Here is a 25,416-nt window from a genome sequence, read left to right as displayed (position 1 = left end):
CATGAGCAACATCTACGTCGCCGGCGTCGGCATGACCGTGTTCGGCCGCCACATCGAGCGCACGCTCAACGACATGGCACGCGAAGCACTGACCGTCGCGCTGCTCGATGCGGGTTGCAGCGCGGCCAATCTCGGCGCAGCCTTCTACGCCGGCATGACCAACGGGCCGCTGCAGGGGCAGGTCGCGATTCCGGGACAGGTCGTGCTGGGCAAGCTCGGCATCGAAGGCATTCCGATCTTCAACGTCGAGAACGCCTGTGCCTCAGGCAGCACCGCGCTGCACCTGGCGATCCAGCACCTCAAGGCCGGCGCATGCGACGTCGCGCTGGCCATCGGCGCCGAGAAGATGAACATAGCCGACAAGCCGAAGGCCTTCGCGCTCTTCGAGGCCGGCTGGGACGTCTCGCGCGCTCAGGAGAACTACGAGACGCTGATTCAGATGGGCGCGGGCATCGATCCGCCGCCAGGTTCCGAATCAGACAAGCCGTACAGCCGCTTCATGGCGATCTATGCAGCGCTCTGCCGCCATCACATGAAGACGCACGGCACGACGCAGCGGCAGATCGCCGCCGTGTCTGCCAAGAACCACCAGCACTCGGTGCACAACCCACTGTCGCAGATCCGCAGGTCTTTCACCATCGACGAGATTCTGGCGGCGCCGCCGATCACCTATCCGCTGACCTTGCCGATGTGCGCACCGCTGTCCGACGGCGCGGCGGCGGTCATCGTATGCAATGACGCGGGCTTGCGCTGCATCGGCGCCTCGCGTTCGCGCTGCGTCAAGGTGGCCGCGAGTGTGATGCGCAGCTTCACGGTGCGCAGACTCGACCAGCCCCAGCAGAACATCGGCCGCCTCGCGGCGCAGCAGGCCTACGAGCAGGCCGGGCTAGGTGCGCAAGACATGCACGTGGCAGAGGTGCACGACGCGTCGGCGATGGGCGAGATCATCCAGGCCGAGAACCTCGGGCTGGTCGATCTGGGGCAGGGCGGGCCCGCGGCCGAGCGCGGCGATTTCACGATCGGCGGCCGCATCCCTATCAACCCGTCGGGCGGCCTCGAATCGAAGGGCCATCCCCTCGGTGCCACCGGCCTCGGCCAGATCCACGAACTCGTCACGCAATTGCGGGGCGAAGCCGGCGCGCGGCAAGTCCACGGTGCGCGCCACGCCATCCAGGAAAACGGCGGCGGCCTGCAAGGCATCGAAGAGGCCGCCCTCGCCATCCACATCCTCACCAACAATTAAGGAGACTTTTCATGCAATCCCACTTCAGAGGCAAAGTTGCCGTCATCACCGGCGCGAGCTCCGGCATTGGCCGCGCGCTGGCGCTGCAAATGGGCGGCGCTGGTGCCCGCCTTGCGCTGTCGGACATCGACGCCGCGGGCCTGGCCCAGACGATGGCCCTGTTGCCCTCGGGCACCGAGGCACGCGCCTACAAGCTCGACGTGTCCTCGCGCGAGGCGGTGTTCGCCCATGCGGACGATGTGAAGCGCGATTTTGGCGCTGCGCACTTCGTGTTCAACAACGCCGGCACGACGATGGTCGGCACCTTCGAGAACCTGGAAATCGACGAGATCGAGTGGCAGCTCGGCATCAACCTCTGGGGTGTGATCTACGGCAGCAAGGCTTTCCTGCCGATGATGCTGGCGCAGCGCGAAGGCTGCATCGTCAACATCTCGAGCATCTTCGGGCTGATCGGTTTTCCGACCCAAAGCGCGTACAACATCTCCAAGTTCGGCGTGCGCGGCCTCACCGAGTGCCTGTGGCGCGAACTCGAAGGCACGGGCGTGCGCGCGCTGTGCGTGCATCCGGGTGGCATCAAGACCAACATCGAGCGCGACGGCCGCCGCTGCCGCAACGCCGGCCAAGAAGAGGCCCGCTTGCAGGCGCTGGGCGCCAAGCTGCTCGTTACGCCGCCTGAAACCTGCGCCAACGACATCCTCCGCGCCGTTCGCAGCGGGAAAAAGCGGCTGATGACCGGCAACAAGTCCAGCACGCTCTTCTGGCTGACGCGGCTGATGCCCAACAGCTACCACAGCCTCGTCAAGCTAGTCGCCTGAGTTGGCCAGATGGCCCGCTGACCCTTTCCTGCCCACCGAGCGGGCACCCAAGTCCCGCCGTCATACCAAACCTCGAGGAGACAGTTTTCGTGCCCCACCGTGTTTTTCGTGCGCCCGCCAGCATCCATCGTCTCAGTGCGGTGACCACCGCCGCACTGGCCCTTTTCGCCATCGCCCCGGCTTCCCATGCCATGGAGATCGACACCGGCAATCCCGACGTCGTCCTGCGCTGGGACAACACCCTGCGCTACAACCTCGGCCAGCGCACGCAGAGCCAGGACAAGGCGATCCTCGGCAATCCGAACTTCGATGACGGCGACCGCAACTTCGACAACCACTCGCTGATCGCGAACCGTCTGGACCTGCTCAGCGAGATGGACCTGGTGGTCGACAAGAAGTACGGTTTTCGCGTGAGCGGCACGGCCTGGGCCGACCCGGCCTACAACAACCTCGACAACCGCAACAACGCCACTGCCAACACCTTGTCCTTCGGCGTGCCCACGGCCGGCATCCTGTCGCCCTACACCAGCCGCTACGCGAAGGGCCCCTCGGGCGAGCTGCTCGATGCCTTCGTCTTCGGCAACACCGACATCGGCGACACCAACGTGGGCCTGCGCCTGGGCAAGCACACGGTGTACTGGGGCGAGAGCCTGCTGGGTGGCGGTGCCGTCAACGGCATCTCCTACGGCCAGTATTCGCTGGACCTGTGGAAGGCGCTGGCCACGCCCGGCATCGAGGCCAAGGAGCTCTACCGGCCGCGCAACTCCGCCACCTTGCAGGTGCAGCCCACGGCCGAACTGTCGCTGTCCGCGCAGACCTTCTTCGACTGGGAGAGCGCGCGCTACCCGGAGTCGGGCAGCTACCTGACGGTGAACGATGCCCTGCTGCACGGCGGCGAATCGCTCATCGCCGGACCCGGTCAGCGCCTGCTGCAAGCCACCAATTCCGAGCCCAACAAGACCGGCGACTTCGGCCTGGCGGCACGCTGGAGTCCGGAGTGGCTCGACGGCACCGCGGGCCTCTATGGCCGCCGCACCGCTGACATCCAGCCGCAGCTGGCCCTCCTGCCGGCCGTTGCCGCGGGCGTGCCCGCTGCAGCCTGCTCGCGCGCCGGCCTGCGTCCGGTCGGACCCAGCACTTGCTACATCAATCCGGTCGCGGCCACGCTGCCGATGATCCAGGCCGGCTATGTCGGCCAGTACCAGGCCTTCTACGGCCGTGACATCGACATCTACGGCGTGAGCCTCGCGAAGAACGTCGCGGGCCTCAGCCTCGGTGCCGAACTGAGCTACCGCCGCAACATGCCGCTGCAGAGCGTGCCGGTGCAGGTGCTGCCGACTCCGCTGGTCAATCCGGCCACGGGCGCGATCTCGCTGGCGCAACTCAGCCAGCTCGGCGGCGACACGCCCGGCGCACGCGGCGACACGATGCACGGCGTGTTCAACCTGCTGGGCACCGTCGCCAAGACGCCGCTGTTCGACAGCGCGACGTGGAACGCCGAACTGGTGTGGAGCCACTGGCTCAGCGTCTCGCAGAACCCCGGCGCCTTCAAGGGCAGCGACGCCTACCGCGCCAACCCGGCCAACGTCGATGCGGTCAGCAAGAACTTCTTCGGCCTCGGCCTGAACTTCACGCCGACCTGGTACCAGGTGTACCCGGGCGTCGACCTGTCGATGCCGCTGAGCTGGTCGGGTGGCATCTCCGGCAACTCGGCCGTGCTGACCGGCGGCAACAAGAACGCCGGCTCCTACGGCATCGGCATCGCCGCCGACGTCCAGTCCAAATACAACTTCGCGCTGCGCTACGTGGGCTTCTACGGCGACTACAGCACGACGCCGGCCGGGGCCATGAACGTCCCGAACGGCACCTACGCCAGCCTGGCGGACCGCGGCCATGTGCTGCTCACCTTCAAGACGACCTTCTGAGTCGTCCTCACCTCAACCTCACGGAGACATTCAATGAAGACAACACGCCCCCTGTGGGCCGGCGCGCTGATCGCGCTCGCCACCCAAGCCTCGCTGGCCGCCGTCGGCGCCGATGAAGCCAAGAAGCTCGGCACCACCCTCACGCAGACCGGCGCAGAACGCGCAGGCAACGCCGACAAGAGCATCCCCGAGTACACCGGCGGCCTCACCACCCCTCCGGCGGGCTACGAGAAGGGCTCGGGCATCCGTCCCGACCCCTTCGCCGCCGAGAAGCCGCTCTATGCCATCACCGCGCAGAACATGGCGCAGTACGAAGGCAAGCTGACCGCCGGCACCAAGGAGCTGCTGAAGAAGTACCCCACCATGCGCGTGGACGTCTACCCCTCGCACCGCTCGATGGCCTTCCCGAAGTACGTGCTGGACAACACGGTGAAGAACGCCACCGCCGTGAAGACCACCGATGACGGCCTGGGCCTCGAAGGCACCTTCGCGGGCATCCCGTTCCCGATCCCCAAGACCGGCAACGAGGTGATGTGGAACCACCTGCTGCGCTACACGGGCCAGAGCTACTACACGCAGTACGACTCCATCAACGTCGACTCGTCGGGCAAGGCGGTGCTCGCCACCACGGGCCAGATCTACATGGACTACCCGTACTACGACCCGAAGCGCACGAGTGCCTCGACGGACAACGACATCTACTTCCGCACCAAGATCGCCTACACCGCACCGGCGCGCCGCGCGGGCGAGGCTCTGCTCGCGCAGGACTACATCAACCCGATGAAGAACGGTCGTCGCGCCTGGCAGTACCTGCCCGGCCAGCGCCGCGTGAAGCTCGCACCGGACATCGCCTACGACACGCCCAACCCCGGCACCGCGGGTGCATCGACGTATGACGACGCCTGGGTCTTCAACGGCGCGATGGACCGCTATGACTTCAAGCTCGTGGGCAAGCAGGAGATGCTGGTCCCCTACAACGCGTTCAAGCTGGTCTACGCGAAGGACCCATATGCAGCGACGACGCCGAATCACCTGAATCCGGACTTCGTGCGCTGGGAAGCCCACCGCGTGTGGGTGGTGGAGGCGACGCTGAAGGCCGACAAGCGCCACATCTACGCCAAGCGCACCTTCTACGTGGATGAGGACAGCTGGATCGCCGTGGCGTCGGACCAGTACGACGCGCGCGGGCAGCTCTATCGCGCGGGCTTCGTCTACACCAACCCCTCTTACGAAGTGCCCGCACCTTCCAGCATGGGCCAGTCGGTCGTTGACTTCACCACGGGCGGCTACAACGTCATCGGTTTGATGGGTGCCTATAGCGTGGGCCTGAAGTACACCGATCCGATGTCGGCCACTGCCTGGTCGGCCGATGCGCTGGCCGGCTCCGGCGTGCGTTGACCGGAGTTCACGTGCAACGCAGAAGCATGCTGCTGGCGGCGCTCGGCTCGCTGGCGGGCTCACGCGCAGGGGCAGGAGCAGGCGCAGGAGCAGGCGCAGGAGCAGCAGTCAGCGAGGTGCTGGACCGCCCCGCGCGAATGAGTCCGTTGGCTGCCGAGCGGCTCATTACGGGCATCGCGCGGGCCGGCGAGCGCTTGGTCGCCGTCGGCCAGCGCGGCCACGTCGTGCATTCCGAAGACGGCGGCCGCGTGTGGGCGCAAGCCCTGGTGCCCGTGAGCTCGGACCTCACGGCCGTGAGCTTCGTCGACGCGAAGGTGGGCTATGCGACCGGCCACGACGGCGTCGTGCTCGGCACGCGCGATGGCGGCCATGGCTGGACACGGCTGCTCGAAGGGCGCCAGGTCAATCAGCTGGTGCTCGAGCACATGCAGCGCCGCGTCGCCGCATCCGACGCCGGCGAGCAGGACAAGAAGCTGCTGGCCGAGGCCCTGCGCAATGCCGAGGCGGGCCCCGACAAGCCCTTCCTCGACCTGTGCTTCACCAGCGTCAGCGAAGGCTTTGTGGTCGGCGCCTACGGCCTGATCCTGCGCACCGCCGACGGCGGCAAGACATGGGAGCCGTGGTTCGATCGCGCGGACAACCCGGGCCTGCTCAATCTCTACGCGATCCGCGCCCATCTCGGGTCGATCTACATCGCGGGGGAGGGAGGGCTATTGCTCAAGCTCGACCGCGACATGCAGCGATTCCGGGAACTGACCTCGCCCTACAAGGGCAGCTACTTCGGGCTGGCCGCCACCAAGGCGGGCGTGCTGGCCTACGGCATGCGCGGCAACGCCTTCCTGAGCGTCGACGATGGCGCCTCTTGGGAGCCGGCGAACACCGGCCTCACGGCCAGCATCATCGGCAACGCCGTCGGCGCTGACGGAACGCTGGCGCTGGTCGACCAGGGTGGCGCCATCGCCGTCAGCGGCGACGGTGGCCGCAACTTCGCGACTCCGTCGCTGCGCTCGCCAATGCCGCTTGCCGCTGTCGCCTTCAGCAGCAAGACCGAACTCGTGGTGGGTGGCCTGCGTGGCTTGCGCATCGTCGAGCTGATTTCCAAGGACAAGTAATGGCTATCTCTTCCGGTCTCGACCGCATGCCGGTCGTGCGCGAGCTTGCCGATTTCCCGCGTGACTCGGGCAACTGGCTCGAGCGCGCGGTCTTCAATCACCGCCTGCTCGTCACGCTGGCCTGCCTGGTCGCCACCCTGGTGCTCGGCTTCTTCGCCACCCGCGTCTCGCTCAACGCCAGCTTCGAGAAGATGATCCCCGTGGGTCATCCTTACATCCAGAACTACCTGCAGAACCGCAGCGAACTGCGCGGCATGGGCAACACCCTGCGCGTGGTGGTGGAGAACGAGAACGGCGACATCTTCGACGCCCGCTATCTCGAAGCCTTGAAGCACATCAACGACGACCTGTTCCTCACGCAGGGCGTGGACCGCGCCTGGGTCAAGTCGCTGTGGACCCCGGCCACGCGCTGGACCGAGGTGACGGAGGAGGGCTTCCAGGGCGGGCCCGTCATGCCCGACAACTTCGACGGCAAGAGCGCCAGTGTCGAGAAGCTGCGCACGAACGTGGCGCGCGCGGGTCTGGTCGGCAGCATCGTGGCGAACGACTTCAAGTCCAGCGCCATCGTCGCGCCGCTGCTCGACGGCGGCAAGGACGGACGGCTCGACTACTGGCGGCTCTCGCGCGAGATCGAGACCCAGATCCGCGACAAGTACGAGAAGGGCGTCGCTCCCGACGGCAAGCCCTGGGGCGTGAAGGTGCACGTGATCGGCTTCGCCAAGATCATCGGCGACCTGCTCGATGGCCTCTTGCAGGTGATGATGTACTTCGGCGCGGCCACCGTGATCGCCGGGCTGCTGCTGTACGGCTACACGCGCTGCGTGCGCAGCACGGCGATGGTGCTCGCGTGCTCGCTGGTGGCGGTGCTCTGGCAGGTGGGGCTGGTCAGGCTGGTCGGGCTGGAGCTGGACCCGTACTCGATGCTGGTGCCCTTCCTGGTCTTCGCCATCGGCGTGAGCCATGGGGCGCAGAAGATGAACGGGATCATGCAGGACATCGGCCGCGGCACGCACCGGCTGGTGGCGGCGCGCTACACCTTCCGGCGGCTCTTCCTGGCCGGCGTCACGGCGCTCATGGCCGATGCGGTCGGCTTCGCGGTGCTGATGCTGATCCCGATCCCGGTGATCCGTGAACTTGCGCTCACCGCGAGCATCGGTGTGGCGGTGCTGATCTTCACGAACCTGCTGTTGTTGCCGGTGCTGCTGTCGTACGTGGGCGTGAGTCCCGAGGCGGCTGCACGCAGCCTGAAGGTGGAGCAGGAGCAGGCGGCAGGTCGGGGAGGGCGCTTCTGGAGCTTGCTCGACAACTTCGCTGCGAAGCGCAGTTGGGCGCTCGCTGCCGTGCTGGGTTCGCTGGCACTTGCCGTCGGTGGTTTTGCGGTGAGCCTGAAGCTGCAGGTCGGCGATCTCGACCCCGGCGCACCGGAGCTTCGGCCCGACTCGCGCTACAACCGCGACAACGCCTTCGTCACGAAGAACTATTCGCTGTCCAGCGATCTCTTCGCCGTGATCGTGAAGACGCCGAAGGAAGGCTGCCTGAAGTACGACACCCTGGCGCACGTCGACCGGCTCGCGTGGGAGCTGCAGCAGTTGCCCGAGGTGCGTGCGACGCAGGGCCTGCAGGACGTGGTGCGCCAGATCACCGCCGGCTCCTTCGAAGGCAACCCCAAGTGGCTGACCATCAGCCGCAACCAGGACGTGCTGAACTACGGCGCGCAGCAGGCCACCGTGAACAACCCGGAGCTGTTCAACACCGAGTGCTCGGTGATGCCGCTGGTGGCCTACCTGTCGGACCACAAGGCCGAGACGCTGCAGAAGGTGCTCGCGGTGGTGGAGAACTTCGTCAAGGACCATCCGACCGATCCGGCCGTTGTGCAGATCCTGCCGGCTGCAGGCTCGGCGGGCATCGAGGCGGCGACCAACATCGTGGTGCATCAGGCCAATCGCACGATGCTGTTGTACGTCTACGCCGCGGTGATCGCGCTGTGCTTCCTGACGTTTCGCTCATGGAGAGCGGTGCTGGTGGCGGTGATCCCGCTGGTGGTCACCTCCATCCTCTGTGAAGCGCTGATGGTGTGGCTGGGCATCGGCGTGAAGGTCGCCACGCTGCCGGTGATCGCGCTCGGGGTGGGCATCGGCGTGGACTATGCGCTGTACCTGCTGTCCGTGCAGCTCGCGGGGCAGCGGCGAGGCCTGACCTTGGCGCGCGCCTACGGAGACGCGGTGATGTTCACCGGACGCGTCGTCGCGCTCGTCGGCGTCACGCTGGCCGCCGGGGTCATCACCTGGGCCTTCTCGCCCATCAAGTTCCAGGCCGACATGGGCATCCTGCTGACCTTCATGTTCGTCTGGAACATGGTCGGCGCGCTCGTGCTGATCCCCGCGCTGTCGCACTTCCTGTTGAACGACAGGCATTTCAAAAAGCCGGTACCGGCGTTTGCCGCTGTGCCGGCCTGACATGGAAGCCTTCAAGTCTCACACCCTTGCCCACTGCCTAAATTTCCAAATGAAGTCTATTTTTCTCTCGTCGTTGAAAGCGGTCGTGGCGACCGCTGTCCTATTCGAAGGCCTGTCGCTGGCCAATGCGCAGACCTCGCTGCCGTTCCCGCGTCCGCCGAGCGCCAGCGTGGCCGGCCCGTCGCTGGCGGAATCGAAGCATGCATGGCGCACGGCGCCGGCGCGCCTCTCTGCGGATGCGCCCAACGTGCTTATCGTGATGCTCGACGATGCCGGCTTCGCGCAAGCCGACACGGTCGGCGGCCCCATCCACACGCCGACTTTCTCACGCGTTGCGAAGACCGGCGTGACCTACAACGCTTTCCATACCGCGGCGATCTGCTCGGCTTCGCGTGCAGCCATGCTCACCGGGCGCAACCAGCATCGGGTCGGCAACGGCGTGATCGCCGAGCTCGCCACAGATTGGGACGGGTACACGGGCGAGATCCCGAAGAGCTCCGCCACCATTGCCGAGGTGCTGCGTGAGTATGGGTACACGACCGCGGCCTTCGGCAAATGGCACAACACGCCGCCTACCCAGACCACGGCGATGGGGCCTTTCGACCGCTGGCCCACGGGGCATGGCTTCGATAGCTTCTACGGATTCATCGGAGGTGAGACCTCGCAATACGAACCGCGGCTGTACCGCAACACCACGCCGATCGAGCCGCCGCACGATCCGAAGTACCACCTGACCGAGGACCTGGCGCAGCAGGCGATCGGATGGCTGCAGCAACGACGCGCCAGCGCGCCGGACCGTCCTTTCTTCATGTACTGGGCGCCCGGTGCGGTGCATGGGCCGCACCACGTCTTCAAGGAGTGGTCCGACAAGTACAAGGGGCAGTTCGACGGCGGTTGGGACGTCTACCGCGAGCGTGCCTTCGAGCGGCAGAAGCAGCTCGGATGGATCCCGAAGGATGCGCAACTCACGCCGCGCCCGGCCTCGCTGCCGGCATGGGACAGCCTCGATCCGAAGGAGAAGCAGTTCCAGGCGCGCCTGATGGAGGTGTATGCGGGATTCCTGGAGCACACCGACACGCAGGTGGGCAAGCTCGTCGACGAACTGGAGCGGCAGGGGCAGCGCGACAACACGCTGATCTTCTACGTCTTCTCGGACAACGGCGCATCGGCCGAAGGCATGCAGGGCTCGATCGCGGAACTCAACTCGCAGAACGGCATTGCGGCCGGCGCGCAGCAGCACATGGGGGTACTGGAGCGCGACTACGGAGGGCTCGACGCACTGGGCGGCCCGAGGCTCGACAGCATGTACCACGCGGCCTGGGCGTGGGCGGGCATGACGCCGTTCCAGGGCACGAAGCTGGTGGCGGGCTACTTCGGCGGCACGCGCACGCCGCTCGCGGTGTCCTGGCCGAAGCGCATCAAGCCGGACACCACGGTTCGCACCCAGTTCCATCACGTGAACGACATCGCTCCGACGATCTACGAGATCGCAGGCATCACGCCGCCCACGTCCGTCAACGGCGTGGCGCAAGACCCGATCGATGGGGTGAGCATGGCCGCCACCTTTGCGGATGCGAAGGCACCGGCGCGCAAGCCGGCCCAGTATTTTGAGAACCTCGGCAGCCGTGGCCTCTACAAGGACGGGTGGATGGCCTCCGTGTGGGGACCGCGCACGCCGTGGATTGCGGGCTTCGCCCAGTTCACGGGCTGGAAACCGAACAACGACACCTGGTCGCTCTACAAGCTCGACGGCGACTACTCGCAGGCGGTCGATGTGTCGGCCGCGAATCCGTCGCGGCTCGATGAGATGAAGCGCGAGTTCGATGTGCAGGCCAGGGCCAACAAGGTCTATCCGCTGGGGGCCGGGCTTTACCCGTTCCTCGACCCGGAGGCACACGTCGAAGTTCCGTACTCGCAGTGGGACTTCACTGATCGCATCACCCGTCTTCCCGAATTCGCCGCGCCGAACCTGCGGTCGCGCAACAGCGTGGTCACCGTCGATGCAGTGCTCCCGGCCGATGCGCAGGGCGTGCTCTACGCGATGGGCGGCGTGGCTGGCGGAGTGACCCTCTATCTCGATCGCGGCCAACTGGTCTATGAGTACAACGCGCTGGCGCTCAAGCGCAGCGTCGCACGCTCGACGGCGGCATTGCCCGCTGGCCGGGTCCGCATCGAGGTTGAGACGGTGGTGGCGTCACCCAAGCCCGGCTCTGCGGCCCAGATCGTCATGCGGGTCGATGGCGCCGAGGTCGGCCGCACCAGCGTGCCTTACACGCTTCCGCTGGCGTTCACTGCTACGGAGACTTTCGACGTCGGCACGGACCTCGGATCACCGGTCGCGCTCGACTACTACAGCCGTGCCCCCTTCAGGTTCAACGGAAGCATCGACAAGGTCCATGTCGCCTACAAGCCCTGAAGTCTCAGACTGCAACCACCAATCAAAGGAACATCATGATTCACGGCAACCCCAACCTAGACGTACGCCAGACCAACCGAGCCATCGACGAACTGATGAAAGTGACGACCAATCCGCGTCACCGCTTCATGCTGGAAGCCTACTACCGCCATCGCTTCCTTGAAATCGCGGGGCGCTACGAAGAGATATTCACGCCGGATATGACCGTCGAGCATCCGGTGTACCACTTAGAAGTGGGCGGCAATCACGCCACGCTTCAAGGCGAAGAATCTGTTAGAGCCTTCTATGCGGTTTGGGCACAGACGAATCAGTCGATCTTCTATACAGAGAACGAACAGATTGCCATCGCGGATAACTTCATCGCCTCGGTGTCAACGATGTATCAGCAGACTTACGGCAAGACCCTCATTGCCAATGGCATCCCGGTTGATGACGAGAATGCGTACTACCTGGTTCGCATTCCCGGCATGCAGATGTTCTGGCCTTATGACGATCGGGGTCGCCTGCTGGGCGAGGATGTTTGGGAACCGAATCCGGCGGAGCGTACTGTGACCAAACTTGAAACTTCCGAAGTTGTGACCAGCGAAAAATCCGGCAAGCTGCTAGCCCCGTTCATCAAGCCGTTGCGTTCGTTCGATGAGGCCATGAGTCTGCAAGCCGCTTGACGCGTTCTGCGGGAGCGTCAGGCGACATCTGCTGAAGGAACGTATATCCTGGCATGTCGAACAAGTTTGTGGCAAGACCTTCAAAGCGCGCATTCATGGTCGCCCGCTGGGTCTTGGTAGTCGGTCGCAGTCAACGACCGCTTCACCTTTGAGCAGACGTTGCCGGCCATCGAGTGAACTTCCGCTCGTGTTTAGGGTTGTGATATACCTGCCCGGGGACTGGCGCAGTGCATTGCTCGACGCGGTCCGCGCACACGGCCTCGGCCGCCGTCACCGCAGCCAGAATCCGAACGTGAAGAAGACGCCGACGGCTCGTACGACGTTTACTTTGCCCCGAAACCCCCGGCGGGGCACGAGGGCAACTGGGTGCAGGCCGTTCCAGGCAAGGCGTGGTGGGTGATCCTGGGGCTCTACGGCCCGCTACAGCCGTGGTTCGACAAGACTTGTCTACCTGGGAAATCGAACCGATGAAATGAGTACTCGGCTCGATTGGCGCAGACGTCGGGCTCTCGGCTCCGCACATTTCTACGATCTGCGAGCCTTCAGCCGCGGGCATACCGATTCCGTGGTCGCCCCAACCCGCGAAGGTCTCCTGTCAAAGGCATGGGAGATCTTTAAAGACGGCAACGGGCTAACCGGAAAGTGAAGGCAAGGTCTCAGCAGGCGAACGGCCACTAGCGGGCGTTCATCCCGAAGTCCTGAACGCTCGCTTTCGAGGCGAGCGGACTTTGGTATCGCCGGCAAGTTCCTGTGGCGGGCAAGGCATGTTCCGAGTACGCTCACTGCGTCCGCCTGAACGAGGACGGACCAAAGGGGCGGGCACTTCCGTGATGTGAACTCGCTCCATCGATTCAATCGAGGAGAAAGTCGTGAGCAATCCAGCCAAGCCCAAGGGCCAAGATTCGGGTGACGGGAAGATTCGTACGCATCTCCCGATGCGCAACACCTCGAGGCCCGGCCTCATCACCTACGACGCGCGGGACCCTGACACCCAGTTTCCGCCGATCGACCAGTTGCGCCCGCCCAAGGGAGCGCCCAACGTGTTGATCGTCCTCATCGACGATGCCGGCTTTGGTTCGGCCAGTGCCTTCGGCGGCCCTTGCCAGACCCCGAACGCGGAGAAGCTGGCAGCGGGCGGCCTGAAGTTCAACCGCTTTCATACCACCGCTCTTTGCTCGCCAACGCGCCAGGCGCTGTTGACCGGCCGCAACCACCACTCCTGCGGCATGGGCGGCATCACCGAGATTGCCACGGGGGCTCCGGGCTACAGCTCGGTGCTTCCCAACTCCATGTCACCACTGGCGCAGACCCTGAAGCTCAACGGCTACTCCACCGCGCAATTCGGCAAGTGCCATGAGGTGCCGGTGTGGGAAACGAGTTCGGTCGGCCCTTTCGACGCGTGGCCGACGGGCGGCGGCGGCTTCGAGTATTTCTACGGCTTCATCGGGGGCGAGGCCAACCAGTGGTATCCGAGCCTGTATGAAGGCACCAACCCGGTAGAGCCGAAGAAGACGCCCGAGGAGGGCTATCACCTGATGGAGGACATGACCGACAAGGCCATGTCCTGGATCGGGCAGCAGAAGGCCCTCGCTCCCGACAAGCCGTTCTTCGCGTACTTCGCGCCCGGCGCGACCCACGCTCCCCACCACGTGCCCAAGGAGTGGGCCGACAAGTACAAGGGCAAGTTCGACCAGGGTTGGGACAAGCTGCGAGAGGAAACCATTGCCCGGCAGAAGGCGCTGGGTGTGATTCCGCCGGATTGCGAACTCACCGCCCGTCACGAGGAGATTCCAGCATGGGACGCCATGCCGGAAGCGCTCAAGCCGATCTTGCGCCGGCAGATGGAGGTCTATGCAGGCTTCATGGAATTCACCGACCATCACGTGGGTCGCCTGCTCGACAGCCTGGAGAAGCTCGGCATCCTCGACGACACGCTCGTCTACTACATCGTTGGCGACAACGGCGCCTCCGCCGAAGGCACGCTGAACGGTGCCTACAACGAAATGGCCAATTTCAACGGCCTGGCCGCACTCGAAACGCCCGAGTTTCTGATGGCACGCTACGACAAGCTCGGCGGCCCGGAGTCGTACAACCACTACGCCGTGGGCTGGGCGCACGCCATGAACACCCCCTACCAATGGACCAAGCAGGTGGCCTCCCACTGGGGCGGGACACGCAACGGCACGATCGTCCATTGGCCGAACGGGATCGCCGCCAAGGGCGAGATGCGTTCGCAGTTTCATCACGTGATCGACATCGCGCCGACGATTCTCGAGGCGGCGGGCCTGCCCGAGCCTGTAGAGGTCAACGGCGTGGCGCAGGACCCGCTCGAGGGCGTCAGCATGCTGTACACCTTCAACGACGCGAGCGCGGCGGAGCGGCACGAGACCCAGTACTTCGAGATGTTCGGCAACCGCGGCATCTATCACAAGGGGTGGACCGCTGTCACCAAGCATGGAACACCGTGGATCCTCGTGGGACGCAAGACCGTGGCACTCGACGACGATGTCTGGGAGCTTTACGACACGACCAAGGACTGGAGCCAGGCCCGTGACCTGTCGAAGCAGTTGCCCGAGAAGCTGCACGAATTGCAGCGCCTGTGGCTGATCGAGGCCACACGCTACAAGGTGCTGCCCATCGACGACCGGGTGGTCGAAAAGATGAACCCCGATACCGCGGGCCGGCCCGTCCTGATCAGGGGAAAGACGCAACTGCTGTTCGGCGGCATGGGTCGCTTGTCGGAGAACTGCGTCCTGAGCATCAAGAACAAGTCCCACGCGGTGACCGCCGAGATCGAGGTGCCGCCCGCGGGTGCTCAGGGCGTGATCATCGCGCAAGGTGCGAACATCGGTGGCTGGAGCCTCTACGCGAACAAGGGCAAGCTCAAATACTGCTACAACGTCGCGGGCGTGAATCACTACTTCGTCGAGTCGGCGGACCCGCTGCCCGCCGGCGAGCACCAGGTGCGCATGGAGTTCGCCTATGCGGGAGGGGGCCTCGGCAAGGGCGGCCAGGTGACGCTCTTCGTCGATGGCAAGAAGGTCGGCGAAGGCTCGGTGCCGATGACCCAGGCCATGGTCTTCTCCGCCGATGACGGCTGCGATGTTGGCGCGGACAGCGGTGCGCCCGTGTCACCTGACTACGGCCCGCAGGACAACGCCTTCAACGGGCGCGTCAAAGGGGTGCAACTTGCCATTGCCGACGCTGCCGAGAGCGTGGACCACCTGGTCTCGCCCGAGGACGCCTTGCGGATCGCGATGGCAAGGCAGTAGGCGCATGCCCTTGGGACGATGGCAGGGCCAAGCAACGGCCTGACTGCGCCAGAGCCGCCTACGACAACTGGGCGCGTTCCATGCGCTAAACGCGGAATGAGGAGTACCTGTCATGTCATTCGTAGAGAAGCACGAGTTCGCCGGCGGGCGGACAGAGCAAGCCATGCTGAAGGTCGCATGGGATTTCGAGATCTTCGGTGTAGGAATGTTTGAAGCCCTGGCCGAGATGCATCCCCAACATGCCAAGGTGTTGACGGCCATCGCGACGATGGAGTGGTTCAACGTCCACTACTGCGAGGAATTCGCCCATGACGCCGGCCTCGGCCTCAGCGTGGAGCAGGTCGAGAAGCTGGGACGGGAGGGAGCTGAATTCTCGCGGCTCCTCGGTAGCTTCGAGAACGCGGCGAGGGTCATGATGGTGGAGACAGCGGAGGCAGTGCTGCTCTACAAGCTGATCAGCAAGGGCGCCCGCACTCCCGAGCTGAAAGCGCTGGGGGAGGACCTGCAGGCGCACGAGCCTGCGATCCGGGACTGGTTCAAGTCCGAGTTGGACGGCAAGTCCAACGGCGGCGAGCAGATATTCGCGTACCTCGAACGTCACGGGATCACGAGGGAAGAGGCTGTGATCCCGCGGAAGCGCAGAGAGGATATGGGCGGAGACAAGCAGCAGCTCGTCCTCGCATTCTTCGCCAACGAGGCGGCCGCCGACCAAGCAGCCGAGGCGCTGAAGAAGTGGGACAAGGCCACCGAGTACATGAAGCTCGACGCGATCGGCGTCCTCGCAAAGGACCAGGAGGGAAAGGTCAAGCAGCACAAGCTCGGGACGCGGGCCGGGAAGAAAGGCATGGGGATTGGCATAGCTCTGGGCCTGATCGCTGCGATCCCCACAAGCGGTCTGTCCCTGGCGGGAGGCACGCTCGCCGGCGCTGTCGGAGGCGGGCTCATCGGCCAGTTCTTCCACAAGGGCCCCAAGATGTCTGACGAGGACGTGGCGCGCATCGGCCGCGAACTTGACGCAGGGCGCGCGGCCCTCGGTGTGCTCACCTGGGACTTCGAGACCGAGGCCGTGGCGCAAAAGCTCAGAGAGCTTGGCGGAACGCCCCAGGCCCACGAAGTGGCCAAGGTGGCGGCGGAGGCTCACTAGCGCGCGGCCACGGAACCAACAATCCAACGGAGGCGTGAAGCGCTCAACGGTCTGCAGGCGGGCGTCGCGCGCCAGCTTTCGCAGGTTGCTCGGGGGCAACGTTGCGCATGTTGGCAGATCGCTCTGTGCACCGTGATCGGCGCAGCGCCCGTAGGCACCTCGCCCGGCTCGTTCTCAAGCTCGTGCAGGACGAAAGCGTCCGGGTGAGCGCACTGGTCAAGCCGCGCAACATAGATTGAGGACTCTGGACGGGCGCTCTTGCCGGCGTCGAGCAAGGCGTGGGCTACTGGCGTGACGGAACGTCTGCTCCCCGCACCATTGCAGTGATTCGGACGGCAAACTCGACGGACAGCAACGGGCCGAGGGTGTGTGGAAACATCTCAGATGGTCGCCTATATTGAGCCAACCCGTCTGAACGAGGTGGTGGCCCATGAAGCGATTCATCGAAGGCGAGGACCGTCAGCAGGTCACGTTGCTGCCAGAGTGCCTTGACGACTACATCGGCGAAGACAACCCCGTGCGCGTCGTCGATGCTTTCGTCGAAGCATTGGATCTCTATTCACTGGGGTTCGAAGGCGTCGAGCCCGCCGCCACTGGGCGCCCCTCATATCACCCCTCGGTCCTGCTGAAGCTCTACATCTATGGCTACCTGAACCGCATCCAGTCCAGCCGTCGCCTGGAACGTGAAGCGCAGCGAAACGTCGAGTTGATGTGGCTCACCGGCCGGTTGGCACCGGACTTCAAGACGATTGCCGACTTCCGCCACGACAACGGTCAGGGCATTCGCAACGTCTGCCGCCGCTTCGTCATCCTGTGCCGTGAACTCAAGCTATTCACCCACGCTATCGTGGCCATCGACGGCAGCAAGTTCAAGGCAGTCAACAGCCGCGACCGCAACTTCACCCCCGGCAAGATCGACGGTCGTCAGAAGCAGATCGAGCAGAGCATCCAGCGCTACCTCGATGCTTTGGAGACGGCCGACCGCACGCAGCCGCCGGAAGTCGAGGCCAAGACCGAGCGGTTGCAGGACAAGATCAAGAAGCTGCGCGAGCAGATGAAGCAACTCGATGCCACCAAGGAACAGCTGAAGAAGGAGCCCGACGAGCAGCGCTCGCTCACGGATCCCGATGCACGTTCGATGCTTCAGTCAGGCAAGAGCACGGGCCTGGTGGGCTACAACGTTCAGACCGCCGTCGATGCAAGGCACCACTTGATCGTGGCTCACGAGGTCACCAACGTCGGCCATGAGCGCGCGCAACTCAGCAAGATGGCAAAGGCTGCGCGCGAGGCGATGGGCAAGACCAAGCTGCAAGCCCTTGCCGACCGCGGGTACTTCAACGGCACGGAGTTGAAGGCCTGCGAGGACGCGGGCATCACGACCTACGTTCCCAAGCCGATGACCTCCAACGCCAAGGCCGAGGGGCGCTTCGACAAGAGCGACTTCATCTATATCGCCAAGGATGACGAGTACCAGTGTCCAGCGGGGCAGCGAGCCATCTTCAGGTTCGGCACGATCGAGAGGAGTGGCCTAAAAGCACGCCTCTACTGGACCAGCGCCTGCCCCAACTGCCCGCTGAAAAGCCAGTGCACGCCCAGCGCCTATCGGCGCATCCGGCGATGGGAGCATGAAGCGGTGCTCGAGCGCGTCCAGCAACGCCTTGATTGCAAGCCCGTCGCTATGACACTAAGACGATGCACCGTCGAGCATGTCTTCGGCACGCTGAAGTACTGGATGGGTTGGACGCACTTCCTGACGAGGAAACTGGAGCACGTGGGCACCGAGATGAGCCTGCACGTGTTGGCTTACAACCTGAAGAGGGTCATCGCGATCTTGGGTATCGCCAGGACGATGAAGGCGATGAGATTGATGGAGGCGTGAGCCTTATAAGGCCCCTCTGACGACCGATTCGAACGACCCCGGCGCACTTGCTGCGCGCCGCCTACTGGACAAACTGCTTCTGGCACTTCGCCGCGTTCAAGTAATGTTCTGCGCACTGGAAGCCGAGCGTTTGCACACGGCCTCGGCCCGAAACTGCTATCGAAAGGCCGAGCAGGAAAATTCCGTTGTGCAGCGGGAACCGTCCTTAGGAAGAGCAGGGCGGATCTGCGGCTTCGTGCCCTTTGCGGAACTAGCGGCCTTAGAAAGGCAGCCGTTCAAGGCGAAAGTTTGCTTCGGCGCCGTACGAAGCGCCTACGCCATACGTCAGTTCAGATGCCCCCAACGACAGCGCCGCAGTGGAGCGCCGGCACCTTCCAACTCACATGGGATCTCAATCCATCGCGCCGGACGGACCGTCGGTATCGACCCGTCTGCGCATGCGCGATGAAACGAGGCCGAGGAGTTGGTCAACGTCATCCGGAGTGTTGAAGGCGCCAAACGAGATGCGGACGCCACCTCGCTCGGGCGAAACACGGACCAGATTCTGCGTGAGGTAGTTCACCCACTTCGCCGCAGGAAGAGCCAGGACGTAGATGTGAGCTCGCTGGCCTCGCTGTCGCGGCCCCACCAGGGCAACGCCCAACTCGTCCAATCCCTCGATGAGTCGGTCCCCGAGCATCTGCACGTGCTCTTCGATGCTCGCGACGCCGATACTTTGAATGAACTCAATCGACCTCGTGAGCGCATGCAGGTGTGGGAGATTGAAATTGCCGAACTCGAAGCGGCCAGCATCTCGGCGGGTTGTCATCTCGTCCGGTCTTGCCACATAGTCCTCGGGTGGGTTGGCCAGGCTACTCATGGCAAGGTACACAGGTTGCAGCTCCTGGAGGTTCTGCTTCACGTACAAAATCCCTGTGCCCTGTGGCACCAGCAGTCCCTTATGGCATCCGGCGGCCAAGACGGATACGCCCAGCTTCTTGACATCAATGGGTAGGACCCCGACGGATTGCATGGCATCGACCACTAGGTAGATGTTCTTCTTCGCGCAGTGCCGTCCGATGTCCTCGATGTCGTGGCGCTGACCGGCGTGGAACGTCACGTGCGAAAGTGAGATCACACGGGTCGACTCGTCAATGTGGTCGGCAAACGTATCTGCGTTCGCCACTTGGTCATCCGGAAGGCTCACGAATTTGACCTTCACGCCTCTGCGCTTGAGGTGAAGCCAGGCATAGGCGTTGTTCGGATGGTCCCCTTCGAGCATCAGGACGGTGCTCCCGGGCTGCAATGGCACTGCGTTTGCGGCTATGTTGAGCCCCTCGGACGTGTTCTTTGTGAACGCAATCTCGTCGGACGAGGCATGCAAAAGCTCCGCCACCTTTTCGCGGGCGACCTCGACTCGACGCATCCAAACCGGTTTGGGGCCAGCCATCTCGTTGCCCTCAACCAAGAATTCGCTCAATGCGCTTCGAACACAGTTCGGCATGGGCGTCTGATGGGCCGAATCCAGGTAGAGCATCCGTTTCGTCACAGGGAACTCCTGCCGAACGGCGTTGATGTCAAGGGAAGCGCTCATTTCGTCCTTCGTGATTGCTGCTTGTGCCACCAACGGCACCAGCGTGGAATTAGTGCAGCTTGACCCGCGAGCCGCTTGAGGGCTCAAGGCAACGGGCTAGCGTTTCGAGCGTCACACGCCGCCATCCGTGCAGTGCGGCTTCGTGCATCTTGTACATAGAGAGGTACATCAACTTCGCGAAGACACCCTCCACGAACATGCTCTTCCCTACCACCCCGCCCATCAGGTTTCCGACGGTGCTGTAGGAGCCGAGGGAGACCAGAGAGCCGAAGTCGCGGTACGTGTAGTTGGGAAGCGGGCGGCCCTCGACGTGCGTGGGCAGATGTCGCGCCAAGAAGGCGGCCTGCTGGTGCGCCGCCTGGGCACGCGGAGGCACGAAGCCTCGGCCGTCAGGCTTTGCACAGGCCGCGCAATCCCCAATAGCAAACACTCTCGGATCGTTCGTCGTTTGCAGGGTCGGGCGAACGACCAGCTGATTGATTCGGTTCGCCTCCAAGCCGGGAAGGCTCCGCAAGAAGTCTGGAGCCCGGACCCCGGCAGCCCAGACCGTGATTTCCGCGGGGAGCAACTCACCGTCGCTCAACTCGACGCCATTTTTGTGAACTCTCGCCACTTTGGCTCCGACGTGAACCGAGATGCCCTGCTTCGTGAGAAGTTTGTGTGCGGCCGCTGAAAGTCTGGGAGGAAGCGCGGGCAGTATCCGGTCCGCCGCCTCGACAAGATGAATCTCGAGCCCCTTGTTGCTGGTCGAAACGGAAGCGCCGTACGCAATCACTTCACGCCCGGTCCTAAGCAGTTCGGCCGCCAACTCGACGCCAGTGGCGCCCGCACCGATGATGCAAACCCTCAGCTGCGCCGCTGCCAGAACGCCCTCCTGAGACTGTGCACGAAAGCACGCATTCATCAATTTGCGATTGAACCGCGCCGCGTCGCTAAGACACTCTAGCTTGAGCGCGTGCTCCTTGACACCTGGAGTTCCGAAGTCGTTGCTCTGGCTTCCAACCGCAAGGACCAGCGTGTCGTAGGGAAACGTGCGAGCCGGCGTAATCTGCTCGCCCTCCCCGTCGACGAAGGGCGCAATTGCCACCTCGCGAGACTGCCGGTCAAGGCCAGTCATCTCGCCCATTCGATACACGAAGCCGTGGTCACGTGCGTGCGCCAGGTAGCCTACCTCGTGCCGCCCCATGTTCATGCTGCCCGCTGCAATCTCATGCAGCTTCGGCTTCCAGATGTGGGAGCGCGCCTTATCGACGAGCGTCACCGAGAGCCACTCGTGCCTGCCAAGTTGAGTTGCTAGTTCGAGCCCGGCTGCGCCGCCCCCAATTATCACGACGCGATGACGCCCAGCGGAATCCGACGTCTGGTCTCGCCCGGGCAAAGTGGCTGCCGTATGCTTGGTCATGGCAAACCTCAGTTGTAGCCAAGGACCGCTACGTTGCGGAGGTCCACTTCACGCGCATCATTGGCCGGCGGGATAGCGCGCACCGCCAATGTGAGACTGCTATGGTCAGAGCCATTGCCCTCAGTCGGGCCTGTCCACTGGAGCAAGTGGCTTTTCAAAGGGTGCAGTGAGCCAGCCTCGGCGACGAGACGAATTTGCGATTGCATGTTCATGATAGGTTAGCTGCGCAGCTTGCTTTCGAGGTAGCTAGCCAGCAGAGTAAGTGGATAACAAATGGCGAAGAAGACGAGCAGGACACCGCAGTAGATGGGCACTGCGTGCGCGTCGGTACTGACGTAGGCGAGCCGCTCAATCATCTGACGCGCAGACCCGAGCAGGTCGGTGACGCCGACTACCGATGTCAAAGCACTCGCCTGGATGAGCACGGTCAACTGGCCGATGTACGGTGGGAGAAACCGGCGGATGGCCTGAGGCATAACGGCAAAGACGAGCGCCTCAACCTTGCTCAATCCAAGTGCTCTTGCCGCTTCCGTCTGACGTGACGAGATGGACTTCAATGCACCACGAGCGGTTTCGGCAATGTTCGCCCCACCCCAGACAGCAAGTCCCAGTACGGAGGCAGTAATGGGACCGGTCGTGATGCCGACATGCGGGAGCGCGAAGAAGACGAAGAGCAGCGTAATAAGAGATGGCACGCCTCGGAAGATGTCGATGTAAAGCCGGACGGCAACTTGCACCCACCTCGTCGTACTAGCAGAAAGCGACCCGATGAACAGACCAATCGCCGTCGCCAGCAACGTCGTGAGCAAGGAAACCCACAACGTCACATAGAGGCCACTCAGCATGTGGGACGCAACGGGTCCAATCCAATCCTGGTTCATTTCACAGCTCCCAGACCCGGAACTGCGACTGCACGTTCAAGCCGGCGAGACGCAATGGCGATAATGTTGGACACAACTAGGTACGCGAGAGCGGCAATGCCGAAAATCTCGAACACCTTGAAGGTATCGGCGACCATTCGGTTCGCCACGTAAGTGAGCTCCTGGTAGCCCACGGCAATCATGAACGACGAGGAGCGGAACTGGGTTATTGCCATCGTCGTGGCCGCCGGAATCGATGCACGGACGCCGAGCGGAAGCGTGACGTCCAGGAACGCACTCGGCGCGGACATGCCGAGCGCACGAGCTGCGACCACTTCATTCGGATTCACCGCGCCGTACCCAGCTCGGAAAATCTCCGTGTGATAGGCGGCACCCCACAGTCCGAGCGCCAACCACGAGGTATCGAACGGCGTCAGCTTGATTCCGAGGTCAGGCAGCGCGAAATAGAGCATCACCACCTGCACCAAGAGCGGAGTACATCGAAACAGGTTCGCGTAGCAGGCGATGACTTGGCTCAACACGGGAATTCGAGCGTGGCGAGCGGCGCCCATCAGCATCCCGAGGACGATTCCCATCGAAATTCCGATGACGCTTATAAGCAGTGTTCGGCCAAGTCCGCCGAGCAAGACCTGCAGCTCGTTCAGGGTTGATGTAAACATGTTTTCCTCTTCATCGCAGGTACGCGCTCAGCAGTACGTCCGAACTCTTCCTCAGGAAGCCTTCAGACAGTCAAGGGCGCCGCTCTTGGAGTAGTCCAATTTCAGGTTCGGGCCCGGGACCAACTGGCGATACTTGGCCGCGAAGGTCGGGTCCTTCACCTCCTGGGAGAACGACTTGAAGAAAGCGTCTTCGGCCCGCATCTCTTCCAGCACAGCATTCACCCAGTCGAGCATCGGCTTGTTGCCCTTCTTCACGCCGACGCCTTGGACGGCGGTCGCTGCGAGAGTCCCGACAACCTTGAAGTTCTTTTGCATCTGGGCGAAGTTGAACCCGTACACGTCGATGTACGCGAAGGCATCCGCCCGGCCTTGAGTCAGCATCGTCGAGCCTTCTGCCGCCGTCTGCGACGTGACCAGGTTCGCCTGGGGATAGCACTTCTGCAGCCACGTTTGATAGGTGCTGCCGGTTGGCGTCACGACGGTCTTGCCGGTCAGGTCGCCATAGTCGGCCACCTTCGAGTCCTTCGGAACAATGAGTTGCAGATTGCTCACCCAAATCGGATTCGAGTAGTCCAGCTGTTCCGCTCGCGCCGGCGTGTATGCAAGCGACGCCAGAATCATGTCAATCTTGCCCGACTGCAGGAACGGGATGCGGTTGCTGTCGTTCACGCACTGTGTCTTCAGGCCGTCGCCGGTACCGAGCGCGAACTCTGCGATGCGCTTCACCATCGCGTACTCGTAGCCGGCCGGCTTCCCGTCAATGCCGACGTAGCCCGCGGGCGGGTACGTGCAGTTGATGCCAACGGTGAGAAAGCCCGCGCTCTTCACCTCAGGGGGAAGAGGAACGTTCACCTTCGACGCGGCAGCACTGGCAAACGACATCGTTGCGATGGCGACGGAAATCGAGGCAAAGAGAATGCGATTCATGGCTTACTTTCAGTGTGATTGGGAAGGGATGGGGAGCAACTGCTGCGTTCTCAATGTTTTGTCATGCGCGAAAGGAACTGCTTGGTTCGTTCCTGCTTCGGATGGTCGAGAACCTCCGACGGCGGACCTTGCTCAACAATGTTTCCGCCGGCCATCAACACCACACGGTCACCGACCTCGCGAGCGAAGCCCATCTCGTGCGTGACGACAAGCATCGTCATCCCGGATTTGGCAAGGTCCTTCATGACCGCCAGAACCTCGCCGACCAGTTCAGGGTCGAGAGCTGAGGTCGCCTCATCGAAAAGCATCACATGCGGCTGCATCATGAGTGCTCTAGCGATTGCGACGCGCTGCTGCTGTCCGCCGGAGAGTTGGTCGGGGTAGTGGTCGGCCTTCTCGGCCAAGCCAACCTTTCGGAGATACTCCCGGGCCCTCACCTCTGCGTCGGCGGGGGATTCCTTGAGAACACGGCGCGGGGCCAGCGTCAGGTTCTTCAGCACATTAAGGTGCGGAAAGAGGTAGTAGTGCTGGAAAACCATCCCGACTCGCTGCCGAATCTGGTTCTCGTTCAGCGAACCGGATGAGAGGTCTACGCCCTCTAGGAGAATCTGCCCAGAGTCGATGCGCTGAAGAAGATTCGCGCACCGAAGCAGAGAGCTCTTGCCCCCACCACTCGGGCCGACGATGACAACTACCTCACCACGCTGAACCGCGAGGTCAACGCCTTTCAGGACCACGTTGTTCCCGAATGCGAGGTGAATGTCCCTCAACTCGAGAATGGGCTGTTCGGCGGCCCTCGTTGCAGACGAGCTCATCATCGTGGCACCTTCTAGTATTTTCACGACAGTTCTCCTGTTCAACCCCGGTGGCTGTTTGCCTGGAAGCGCTTCACGAAGGTCTGGAAGCGTTCCGTTTTCGGATTGGCAAAGACCTCAGCGGGGGGACCGTCTTCGATGATTACTCCCTGATAGAAGAACAGAAGCCGGTCGGCGACGTCACGTGCGAACTGCATCTCGTGCGTCACGATAATCATCGTCATGCCTTCGTTGCTGAGGTCCCGCAGCGTCTTCAAGACCTCGTCAACCAGCTCTGGGTCCAGCGCCGACGTCACCTCGTCGAAGAGCATCACCTTGGGGCGCATGGCGAGCGCCCGCGCGATTGCCACGCGTTGCTGCTGGCCGCCGGACAACTGAGACGGAAAGTGGTCTGCCCGGTCCTTTAGGCCTACCTTGGCCAGGAGCTCCAGACCATGCGCGCGGGCATCCGCCTTCGAGTCTTTGTTCACAAGGACCGGTCCCATCATCACGTTCTCGATGGCCGTCTTGTGCGGAAAGAGGTTGTAGTTCTGGAAGACCATTCCAGCCTTGGTCCTTAGGTTGGCTACGTCTGCTTCAGACTGGCGGCGCCGCGAGGGGCCGCTTGTGCCGCCGCTGTAGCCAACAGCATCGCCGTCAACCAGAATCTCGCCCGCCTGAAATTCCTCAAGGAAGTTGATGCAGCGAAGAAGGGTCGACTTGCCGGAACCGCTGGGGCCCACCAAGACAACAACTTCTCCCTCTTTCACGTCAAAGGAGATGTCCTTCAGGACCTGGTTGCTTCCAAAACTCTTGGATACGCCCTTGACCTCAATCATGGTCCGCCGAGATGTT

Annotated in this window: 19 protein-coding genes; 12 read left to right on the top strand and 7 right to left on the bottom strand. The window is 63.3% G+C overall.

Going from position 1 to position 25,416, the window contains the following annotated elements; genetic code table 11:
* The first annotated feature begins 1 nt into the window (after position 1).
* From QTI04_RS07535 to QTI04_RS07480, 12 genes are all read left to right on the top strand, one after another.
* On the top strand, positions 2-1,243 hold the full coding sequence (locus tag QTI04_RS07535; RefSeq protein WP_286614816.1) for a thiolase family protein: 1,242 nt from the start codon (positions 2-4) through the stop codon (positions 1,241-1,243).
* 11 nt (positions 1,244-1,254) lie between these two features.
* Positions 1,255-2,058: an SDR family oxidoreductase gene (locus tag QTI04_RS07530; RefSeq protein WP_286614815.1), complete on the top strand. Its 804-nt coding sequence runs from the start codon at positions 1,255-1,257 to the stop codon at positions 2,056-2,058.
* A gap of 89 nt (positions 2,059-2,147) precedes the next feature.
* Positions 2,148-3,983, top strand: coding sequence for a DUF1302 domain-containing protein (locus tag QTI04_RS07525; RefSeq protein ID WP_286614814.1), 1,836 nt, complete (start codon positions 2,148-2,150; stop codon positions 3,981-3,983).
* A gap of 33 nt (positions 3,984-4,016) precedes the next feature.
* Positions 4,017-5,381 carry a DUF1329 domain-containing protein gene (locus QTI04_RS07520; RefSeq protein WP_286614811.1) on the top strand — a complete coding sequence of 455 codons (1,365 nt, stop codon included), beginning with the start codon at positions 4,017-4,019 and terminating at the stop codon, positions 5,379-5,381.
* A gap of 11 nt (positions 5,382-5,392) precedes the next feature.
* A complete protein-coding gene (locus tag QTI04_RS07515; protein ID WP_286614810.1) occupies positions 5,393-6,493 on the top strand; it encodes a YCF48-related protein in 1,101 nt (366 codons plus the stop codon).
* Positions 6,493-8,949 carry an RND family transporter gene (locus QTI04_RS07510; RefSeq protein WP_286614808.1) on the top strand — a complete coding sequence of 819 codons (2,457 nt, stop codon included), beginning with the start codon at positions 6,493-6,495 and terminating at the stop codon, positions 8,947-8,949. Before QTI04_RS07515 ends, QTI04_RS07510 begins: the two co-directional genes overlap by 1 nt.
* A gap of 49 nt (positions 8,950-8,998) precedes the next feature.
* On the top strand, positions 8,999-11,365 hold the full coding sequence (locus tag QTI04_RS07505; protein WP_286614806.1) for an arylsulfatase: 2,367 nt from the start codon (positions 8,999-9,001) through the stop codon (positions 11,363-11,365).
* 35 nt (positions 11,366-11,400) lie between these two features.
* Positions 11,401-12,030: a hypothetical protein gene (locus tag QTI04_RS07500; RefSeq protein ID WP_286614804.1), complete on the top strand. Its 630-nt coding sequence runs from the start codon at positions 11,401-11,403 to the stop codon at positions 12,028-12,030.
* 204 nt (positions 12,031-12,234) lie between these two features.
* Positions 12,235-12,501, top strand: coding sequence for a DUF1214 domain-containing protein (locus QTI04_RS07495; RefSeq protein WP_336621874.1), 267 nt, complete (start codon positions 12,235-12,237; stop codon positions 12,499-12,501).
* Positions 12,502-12,899: 398 nt separating this feature from the next.
* Positions 12,900-15,302, top strand: coding sequence for an arylsulfatase (locus QTI04_RS07490; RefSeq protein ID WP_286614801.1), 2,403 nt, complete (start codon positions 12,900-12,902; stop codon positions 15,300-15,302).
* 112 nt (positions 15,303-15,414) lie between these two features.
* Positions 15,415-16,446 carry a DUF1269 domain-containing protein gene (locus QTI04_RS07485; protein WP_286614799.1) on the top strand — a complete coding sequence of 344 codons (1,032 nt, stop codon included), beginning with the start codon at positions 15,415-15,417 and terminating at the stop codon, positions 16,444-16,446.
* 430 nt (positions 16,447-16,876) lie between these two features.
* A complete protein-coding gene (locus QTI04_RS07480; RefSeq protein ID WP_286614797.1) occupies positions 16,877-18,325 on the top strand; it encodes an IS1182 family transposase in 1,449 nt (482 codons plus the stop codon).
* 391 nt (positions 18,326-18,716) lie between these two features.
* Here the strand turns inward: QTI04_RS07480 and QTI04_RS07475 are convergent, their stop codons facing one another.
* From QTI04_RS07475 to QTI04_RS07445, 7 genes are all read right to left on the bottom strand, one after another.
* The gene (locus tag QTI04_RS07475) at positions 18,717-19,898 is read right to left on the bottom strand and encodes an aminotransferase class V-fold PLP-dependent enzyme (protein ID WP_286614795.1); all 1,182 of its coding nucleotides are present in this window, start codon (positions 19,896-19,898) and stop codon (positions 18,717-18,719) included.
* Positions 19,899-19,947: 49 nt separating this feature from the next.
* Positions 19,948-21,300 carry an NAD(P)/FAD-dependent oxidoreductase gene (locus QTI04_RS07470; RefSeq protein WP_286614793.1) on the bottom strand — a complete coding sequence of 451 codons (1,353 nt, stop codon included), beginning with the start codon at positions 21,298-21,300 and terminating at the stop codon, positions 19,948-19,950.
* A gap of 218 nt (positions 21,301-21,518) precedes the next feature.
* Entirely contained in the window at positions 21,519-22,181 is a 663-nt protein-coding gene (locus QTI04_RS07465; protein WP_286614791.1) for an amino acid ABC transporter permease, read from the bottom strand.
* A complete protein-coding gene (locus tag QTI04_RS07460) occupies positions 22,178-22,840 on the bottom strand; it encodes an amino acid ABC transporter permease (RefSeq protein ID WP_286572167.1) in 663 nt (220 codons plus the stop codon). The genes QTI04_RS07465 and QTI04_RS07460 overlap by 4 nt, the downstream gene beginning before the upstream one ends.
* A 51-nt stretch (positions 22,841-22,891) precedes the next feature.
* Positions 22,892-23,767 (bottom strand): transporter substrate-binding domain-containing protein, encoded by an 876-nt coding sequence (locus QTI04_RS07455; protein ID WP_286614788.1) that lies wholly within the window; start codon positions 23,765-23,767, stop codon positions 22,892-22,894.
* 50 nt (positions 23,768-23,817) lie between these two features.
* Complete coding sequence (locus QTI04_RS07450) at positions 23,818-24,546, bottom strand: amino acid ABC transporter ATP-binding protein (RefSeq protein ID WP_369292795.1); 729 nt, start codon at positions 24,544-24,546, stop codon at positions 23,818-23,820.
* Between the two features lie 77 nt (positions 24,547-24,623).
* Positions 24,624-25,400, bottom strand: a complete 777-nt coding sequence (locus QTI04_RS07445) for an amino acid ABC transporter ATP-binding protein (RefSeq protein ID WP_286614786.1) — start codon at positions 25,398-25,400, stop codon at positions 24,624-24,626.
* Between the last annotated feature and the right edge of the window lie 16 nt (positions 25,401-25,416).

This window comes from Variovorax sp. J22R115, assembly GCF_030317005.1.
Taxonomy (GTDB): Bacteria; Pseudomonadota; Gammaproteobacteria; order Burkholderiales; family Burkholderiaceae_C; genus Variovorax.
The sequence above is the reverse complement of the archived record's forward strand: the minus strand, read 5'-3'. Positions and strand labels throughout refer to the sequence as shown.

Bases quoted from the DNA above. Each gene is read 5' to 3' on its own strand.
- QTI04_RS07505 (WP_286614806.1), top strand. From the start codon at position 8,999: ATGAAGTCTATTTTTCTCTCGTCGTTGAAAGCGGTCGTGGCGACCGCT.
- QTI04_RS07485 (WP_286614799.1), top strand. From the start codon at position 15,415: ATGTCATTCGTAGAGAAGCACGAGTTCGCCGGCGGGCGGACAGAGCAA.
- QTI04_RS07445 (WP_286614786.1), bottom strand. From the start codon at position 25,400: ATGATTGAGGTCAAGGGCGTATCCAAGAGTTTTGGAAGCAACCAGGTC.
- QTI04_RS07480 (WP_286614797.1), top strand. From the start codon at position 16,877: ATGAAGCGATTCATCGAAGGCGAGGACCGTCAGCAGGTCACGTTGCTG.
- QTI04_RS07510 (WP_286614808.1), top strand. From the start codon at position 6,493: ATGGCTATCTCTTCCGGTCTCGACCGCATGCCGGTCGTGCGCGAGCTT.
- QTI04_RS07465 (WP_286614791.1), bottom strand. From the start codon at position 22,181: ATGAACCAGGATTGGATTGGACCCGTTGCGTCCCACATGCTGAGTGGC.
- QTI04_RS07475 (WP_286614795.1), bottom strand. From the start codon at position 19,898: ATGAGCGCTTCCCTTGACATCAACGCCGTTCGGCAGGAGTTCCCTGTG.
- QTI04_RS07460 (WP_286572167.1), bottom strand. From the start codon at position 22,840: ATGTTTACATCAACCCTGAACGAGCTGCAGGTCTTGCTCGGCGGACTT.
- QTI04_RS07535 (WP_286614816.1), top strand. From the start codon at position 2: ATGAGCAACATCTACGTCGCCGGCGTCGGCATGACCGTGTTCGGCCGC.
- QTI04_RS07470 (WP_286614793.1), bottom strand. From the start codon at position 21,300: ATGACCAAGCATACGGCAGCCACTTTGCCCGGGCGAGACCAGACGTCG.
- QTI04_RS07455 (WP_286614788.1), bottom strand. From the start codon at position 23,767: ATGAATCGCATTCTCTTTGCCTCGATTTCCGTCGCCATCGCAACGATG.
- QTI04_RS07520 (WP_286614811.1), top strand. From the start codon at position 4,017: ATGAAGACAACACGCCCCCTGTGGGCCGGCGCGCTGATCGCGCTCGCC.
- QTI04_RS07500 (WP_286614804.1), top strand. From the start codon at position 11,401: ATGATTCACGGCAACCCCAACCTAGACGTACGCCAGACCAACCGAGCC.
- QTI04_RS07530 (WP_286614815.1), top strand. From the start codon at position 1,255: ATGCAATCCCACTTCAGAGGCAAAGTTGCCGTCATCACCGGCGCGAGC.